The 4,850-nt window shown below is 47.1% G+C and carries 1 protein-coding gene; it reads right to left on the bottom strand.

Annotated features, from left to right (window positions below; genetic code table 11):
• On the bottom strand, positions 1–3,962 hold a 3,962-nt coding region (gltB, locus tag V7D75_RS03090), incomplete at its 3' end, for a glutamate synthase large subunit (RefSeq protein WP_333613393.1).
• Positions 3,963–4,850 lie beyond the last annotated feature (888 nt).

The raw sequence follows: 4,850 nt of genomic DNA, 5'->3' as shown, positions 1-4,850 counted from the left end.
GAATCTTGCGGTGGATAAATGACAATCTCACCGCCCGCCATGCCTTTACCAACATAGTCATTGGCATCGCCTTCTAGCTCAATATGCAAACCGCCCGCATTCCAGACCCCTAAACTTTGACCTGCGGTGCCGTTTAGATGCAGCTTAATGGGTCTATCACTCATGCCAAGGTTGCCCCAGACCTGCGCAATCTCGCCGGAAATACGCGCGCCGATAGAGCGATCACAGTTACCGACGACGTAGCTATAATCGCCGCCGTTACCTTGACGGATACTTAGCAGCATATCGTTAATCATTTGCTCAGCGAGCAAGCCTTTATCAAATGGCTCATTGCGCGCCACCTGACAAGTTTGCGCTTTGCCGCTACTGGCTGGATGACTAAATAATAACGGCGTTAAATCCAAATGCCGCTGCTTATCAGTATTACCTTCTAATACGTCAAGCAAATCGGTACGTCCGACCAGCTCTTCCATACTGCGCACGCCAAGAGCGGCAAGCCATTCTCGCGTTTCGGTTGCAACAAATTTAAAGAAGTTAATCAGCATTTCCGCTTCGCCAATGAAATGCTCATCGCGTAGCTGGGCTTTTTGGGTGGCAACGCCGGTCGGACAGTTATTAAGATGGCAAATCCGCAAGTATTTACAGCCAACGGCAATCATCGGCGTGGTGCCAAAACCAAAGCTTTCTGCCCCCAGAATTGCGGCTTTGACCACATCAAGACCCGTTTTTAGGCCGCCATCGGTTTGAATACGAACTTTATCACGCAAGCCGTTGACCCGAAGCGATTGATGCGTTTCAGCAAGCCCCAGCTCCCACGGCGAGCCAGCATGATGGATAGACGACAGCGGTGACGCTGCCGTGCCACCATCATAGCCTGAGATGGTAATTAAATCGGCGTAGGCTTTTGCCACGCCCGTTGCAATGGTGCCAACACCCGGACGTGAGACCAGCTTCACTGACACCAAAGCATCTGGATTGACTTGTTTTAAATCAAAAATTAGCTGCGCCAAATCTTCGATAGAGTAAATATCATGATGCGGCGGCGGCGATATGAGCGTCACCCCCGGTACCGAATAACGCAGGCGAGCGATGAGCGCATTAACCTTACCGCCCGGCAGCTGACCGCCCTCACCCGGTTTCGCCCCTTGAGCAACTTTAATTTGCAGCACTTCTGCCGAACGCAGATACGCCGGTGTGACCCCAAAGCGACCTGAGGCAATTTGCTTAATTTTTGAGTTACGCAAGGTACCATAACGCACCGGATCTTCGCCGCCTTCACCAGAGTTTGAGCGCCCACCAATGGTATTCATCGCTATGGCAATCGCTTCATGGGCTTCGGGTGACAATGCCCCTAATGACATCCCCGCTGAGTCAAAGCGCGATAAAATTGCTGAGATGTCTTCGACGTCATTTACGTCAATTGAATTATCGGTTTTTAATTGCAATAAATCGCGCAAGGTTGCTACGGGACGGCTATTAACCAAATCGGCATAGTTACGATAATTGACATAATCACCCGTACGTACGGCAGTATGTAGGCTGTTAATCACGTCAGGATTAAAGGCATGGTATTCTTTATTAAAGACAAATTTTAATAAACCACCTTGGTCAAGTGGCGCACGGCGTTTAAAGGCATTGGCCGCCAATTGCGCTTGGTCAGCAGCCAAATCAGCAAAAGTGGCGCCTTTAATACGACTTTGCACACCTTTAAAGCATAAGCTTACCACTTCTTCAGAAAGCCCCACCGCTTCAAATAATTGCGCGCCGCGATAAGAGACAATGGTAGAAATACCCATTTTTGATAAGATTTTTAGCAGCCCTTTATCCAAGCCCTTACGGAAATTGACCCGCGCTTGAATTGGGTCACCAAGCAGCTCACCCGTCGCCACCAAGTCATCGATGACGTCATAGGCCAGATATGGATACACACAAGTCGCGCCAAAGCCGATTAATACCGCCACTTGATGTGAATCGCGTGCCAGACCAGTCTCGATAATTAAATTGGCATCGGTACGAATACCTTGGGCGATTAAATAATGATGCACCGCACCGGTAACCATAATGGCGTTGGCCGGTAGTTTGTCGGCTGCGATGTTCTTATCAGACAAGACAATTAAAGTAAAACCCGCACGAATGCTGCTTGCTACTTGCTCACAGATGGCTTTAATAGCGGCTGATAACTCAAGATTGGCATCGTAGTTTAAGTCGATACGCGCCATTTGAAACGCTGGGTCTGCCAAGGCTTCAAGCTGCTGCATTTTACTGGCTGATAAAACCGGCGATGATAAGATAATACGATGCGCGTCGCGCGCTGACGGCGCAAACACGTTGGTCTCGGCACCAAGACACGTCTGTAGCGACATGACGATGGACTCACGCAATGGGTCAATCGGTGGATTGGTCACCTGCGCAAACTGCTGGCGGAAAAAATCACCGACATGACGTATTTGCTGCGATAGCACCGCCATCGGCGTATCATCGCCCATCGAGCCGACGGGTTCTTGACCATTTTCGGCATTAGGGCGGATGATTTCGGTGCGCTCTTCATTGGTGATGTGATACATTTTTTGCAAAGCTTTTAGCGGCTCACCGCGGCAAGCTTGGGCGGCTAATTCTTCTTCTAAGCGCTCATCATCGCGGATGCGGGTTGCTTCTTCGCGCAGCCATTTCCGATATGGATGCGCTTTTTTGAGTAACGTCGCAATGGCTTTGGTATCCATGATTTGACCAGTCATGGTATCGATAACTAACATCTGACCGGGCCCAACGCGCCCTTTAGCAAGCACATCTTTTGGCGCATAATCCCAAACGCCGACTTCTGAGGCCACCGTGATATAGCCATTTTTGGTGGTCACCCAACGCGACGGCCGCAGACCATTACGGTCAAGCATACAGACCGCATAGCGACCGTCTTGAATCACTAGCCCTGCTGGGCCATCCCATGCTTCCATATGCTGTGAGTAAAATTCATAAAACGCGCGCAAGTCCATATCCATGCTATCGACATTTTGCCAAGCTGGCGGTACCAAAATCGACATCGAGTGGAATAAACTCATACCGCCTGACATCAGCACCTCTAGCATATTATCTAAGCTCGATGAATCCGAACCCGTGCTATTCACCAGTGGCGTCAATTCACTTAGATTGGGCAATTTATCAGACTTTAATTTTGGCGTGCGCGCTTCAGACCAGCTACGGTTACCGGTGATGGTATTAAGCTCGCCATTATGCGCCAAGTAGCGAAACGGCTGCGCTAGGGGCCAACGCGGCAAGGTATTGGTCGAAAAACGCTGATGGAAGACCACGATATGCGAGGCCAAACGCGTATCTTGTAAGTCTAAAAAGAACGCTGGTAGGTCTGATGGCATGACCAAACCTTTATAGATAATGGTCTGACAGTTTAAGGAACAAACATAAAATAACTCGTCATCAAGCAGACGCTGCTCGGCTTTTTTACGCGCGACAAATAATTTGCGGTTAAAGTCATCAGCCGCTATCTCGTCTGGTGCATTGACAAATATCTGCTGAAAACCAGGTAATGTCTGACGCCCAATCTCACCAACGATACTTAAGTCAAGCGGCACATCACGCCAGCCCGCCACTGTCAAACCTTGGGCGGCAATCTCTTCATTAAGCACCTGCTGACTATAATGCGCTTTTGCTTCATCTACATTAACAAACACCATGCCAACGGCAAAATCAGCAGTCAGGGTAAAGCCTTGCTCAGCGGCGATATCGCTAAAAAATACCGTTGGCGTTGCCAGCAATAAACCGCAGCCATCGCCGGTCTTACCATCAGCGGCAACGCCGCCGCGATGAGTCATACAACTTAGACTATGAATGGCCGTTTTTACCAAATCGTGACTGGCTTGGCCCTCGATATGAGCAATCAAACCAAAGCCGCAATTATCAGAAAAGTCATCTGGCGCTGCCAAATACGTAGAGGAGGAAATCATTGACATAGCTTGTCCTTTTGAGTGAGCGGACGGCCTATACTTTCAATATGAAGTAGCAACCAAACTCCGCGGGCAGAACGGGCTAAATATATTCACATAAGCGGATTAATAAAGCGCAAGCGGAGAAAATAATGCAAGCGTATTGAGGGTGATAAAAATACTTATCACGACTCTCTTTATTTTATAACCATTACAGCGATTGATTTAACGTTACCGCTAAAACATCTATACCTAAATTCTTATCGGACTCTGACTCTGCTTACTTTTATGTCTGCTTTAGCGGTTAAAAACTCAATATGAGCGGCTAAACGTTGATAAAAACGGTGTCGCCTTAACCCAGTCACTAGACGATGAGCAAAGCAGCTGACAAGAAGTTTGTGAATAAATGGCGATGAATAGGTTAAACCACCGTCAAATCCGAATATCAGACGCTCTGTATTCAAGCGCCTTAACAATCCCAATTGGGATAAAATGAGGAGTTGCGCCACTTGCTATAAGCTTAAATAGGTAGCAAGTAGCAGCGCTTGAAACGACCATATCGAAGTATTAAATAACAGTTTACGATAACTATACAGAACGTCGCCCTTAGTTATCTTAGTTAATGATGACTAAAAAATCTAGTCTTTTCTGTCAACTCATACTCTAGTTTTTGTAAAAAAATATATTATTAATAGCATATGGATGACTAACTATTGAGAATGATTTCTCATTCAAAGCCGCTTTTATTAGCGTTACTTAGCTTTTTTAATAGTAAATAAATCGTTCACAAAAAAGCCCCTGCCATAAAATACGACAGGAGCGTTTATAAAACGGTATGCTCAGTAAGATTAGTTACTTTTTTCTTCTATCAGCTCTTTGATACTATCATTATTGCCTTTTGAGGCGTTAGCATTA

Origin of the sequence: Psychrobacter sp., assembly GCF_036731945.1 — a bacterium.
Classification (GTDB): domain Bacteria; phylum Pseudomonadota; class Gammaproteobacteria; order Pseudomonadales; family Moraxellaceae; genus Psychrobacter.
This window is presented reverse-complemented; position numbering and strand designations above follow the sequence as displayed.